The organism is Nostoc cf. edaphicum LEGE 07299 (genome assembly GCF_015207245.1).
GTDB lineage: Bacteria > Cyanobacteriota > Cyanobacteriia > Cyanobacteriales > Nostocaceae > Nostoc > Nostoc edaphicum_B.
On sequence record NZ_JADEXF010000991.1, the window covers coordinates 1 to 2621 of the forward strand.

Below are 2621 nucleotides of genomic sequence, written 5' to 3' on the forward strand. Positions count from 1 at the left end.
CTATTGGAGCTATCTCTGCCATATCTACTAGCTTTTTAATCTGTTTCCTTGCCGAGAAGCCAAGTAACGCACAAGATTTTCGTAAAACAAGTTTTGAATTCACAAGTATCCAAGGATCTGGTCGGGTAAAAGCTGGAGCATTAACATTCCAAATTAATATCAATGTATCTGGTCAAGCATCTGGAAGAGGCTCTGGCTTATTTTCATATAGAGGAGAACAAGATGGTCTCCGAATGGTTGTTCAAGCTGAGTGTGTAAACACTTTTCTTTTGGGAAATGCGAGAACTCCTATCAGTACTATTGCCGGTTCAATTGTTGATGGTTCTTCCTCTGTGACTGGGAAAGGTAAATGGGTATTTGTTCAAATAAAAGATCAAAATCCCGATCAGATTCGCGTTATCGATGTTTCTAGAGAAACTGCACTACAGCTTTGTAACGCGCCAAGTGCTAAATTTCCTGCCACCTTTACATCTGGCAATATCACTGTTTCGCACTAGTTATTTGGAAGTTGAGTAGAGTAAAACAAAACCTAAAATCGATAATTTCATACGATCGGATTTTCCATGCCAAGTAAACAATAAACTGTTTGGGAAAGTGAGATATAAGCGCGATCGCACTTTCTACCACACATCATTCAGATCCCCGACTTTTTCAAGAAGTCGGGGATCTAGTCTCCAACTTTCTACGCCATGATGATTTTGTGCGATGCCTGCGGTGTTCTCGTTGCGATCGCGATGATTTTGAGTTGAGGTGAAAGAGGTGAGAGCGATCGCTTTTTAGAACCAATAACTTAGCAATCTCTAACTTTTTCCAACCTACCCAACAAGGTAGTTGAAGTGTAATAGCCAGCTTTAGTACTGTTACTAAAAAAATCCGACCTTTTCCGACCATCAAAATTGATACTAGGCAGTATGTTTAGACGAGCAGTCATTCTGATATCTAATTGTTCTGAATAACTCGTAAGTTGGGTTATTAGCCAGTTAAGAAACGCTTAATTATTTATAGCCTTTCACTAACAGTGTATTTGCTATTTATTTCTCAACTAGTTTTCTTTTTGTAAAGCTTTAACGTAATCTAAATCAAAACATTGAAAAATTATTTGTTAAGGCAAATTGATATAGCATAGGAACAGAAAAGTTACTGAACAATACTTTGTTTCTTCCGCAGTATCAGATGGTTTCAGGAACAACGAGTAACAACAATTCAATTTCAGTTAGGAATGTATCTATGAAATTCAAGTTAGTAACTAAATTTCTGATAAGTGCGATCGCGCTTTCTGGTGCTGCGATATCTCCAGCAATGGCACAGTATCAGGGGCAATATCAACAGCCACCAATGCAGGGGCAATATCAACAGCCACCAATGCAGGGGCAATACCAACAGCCATCAGCCGCCACTTCCTTTATATGCGGTCGAGTGGGAGCTGACCCAGCCACCCTTGTCCAAGCAAACGGTCGGATTTTGTCATCGCCTTTAATTGTTTGGCAGACGGCAAGTAATGATATGTCACCTCAACAACGGTGTCAGATGGTTTCCCAGCGAATGACAGCGACAGTAGCGCAAAATGGTGGCAAATTGAGTAACTTGCTGTTGACTACTGGTAAGGTCAATGGTTTCAGCGTGATTTGTTTTGTGAACGCTACCGAAAGTTGCAACCCCAACAATGTGATCATGACCCTGCTGAGAGGGGAAAATGCCCGCAATCCAGGCAATGTCCTAGCCCGGATTGTGCGGTTTGGTCAACGGGCTAGTGGTCCCAATGTAGTTGAAAGTGCTGGCTTCACAGGCAGTGTAGGTGGTGAGGAAGAAATCATTCCCACTGCTGTAGGTTTAGAAGAAGCAGTTAATCAATTAGCTAATGAATCTGGCGGGATGCCTGCTGCTCCCAATCCAGGAAATTATACAGCCCCCAATCCAGGAAATTATACTCCAGTTCCAGGTGCGGGGACGGGTGGCGGTTCTATCTAGCCTTTAGCAATTCCTGTAGAGACGTTTCCTTCAACGTCTCTATATATATGCAGGTTAACAAAATCTTCTGCTTCTGAAATGGCTGTGGAAAGTAACAAAGTTGGTTTAAGATCGCTCCTTTTAAGTCCAATCTGGATGTGGATTGTTCAGTTGGGAGTGTTTGCAGTATTTTCTGCTTCCCCATTAGTATCGCCTTCTGTGGCAGCTAACCCAGGTTTCATAGATACTGACCTGCAATTGCATCAAATGTCCCAGGCGATCGCTCAATTTCCAGAAACGGCTGCTACTCTTCCTGATTCGGTGTCAGCGATCGCCAAATCGGTAACAGTGAGAATTTTAGGCGATCAAGGAACTGGTTCGGGAGTCATTATCAGAAATCAAGGAAAAACCTACACAGTACTCACAAATGCTCATGTAGTAGCCGAAGGGGGAGGCGATAGCTACACCATTTTAACGGCGGATGGTCAGATACATAAAGGTGTTTGGCTACATTCCGATCGGTTGGGGAATGACGATTTAGCCTTGGTGCAATTTAGCAGCGATCGCCTTTACAAAGTCGTAGCGATCGGCAACTCTCACATCCTATCTGTTGGTGAAATTGTTTATGCTTCGGGATTTCCCAGTTGGCGCATCATTAATGCAAACACCCTTGC

Annotated in this window: 3 protein-coding genes; all 3 read left to right on the forward strand. The window is 42.6% G+C overall.

The genetic code is table 11. The annotated features are described in order from the left end of the window. Window positions 1-497: hypothetical protein (locus tag IQ229_RS23495; RefSeq protein ID WP_194047904.1), on the forward strand; the 497-nt coding region annotated here is incomplete at its 5' end. A gap of 730 nt (window positions 498-1227) precedes the next feature. After that, window positions 1228-1968 carry a COP23 domain-containing protein gene (locus IQ229_RS23500; protein ID WP_228013682.1) on the forward strand — a complete coding sequence of 247 codons (741 nt, stop codon included), beginning with the start codon at window positions 1228-1230 and terminating at the stop codon, window positions 1966-1968. Between the two features lie 84 nt (window positions 1969-2052). Next, a partial coding sequence (locus tag IQ229_RS23505) for a trypsin-like peptidase domain-containing protein (RefSeq protein WP_194047906.1) occupies window positions 2053-2621 on the forward strand: 569 nt, incomplete at its 3' end.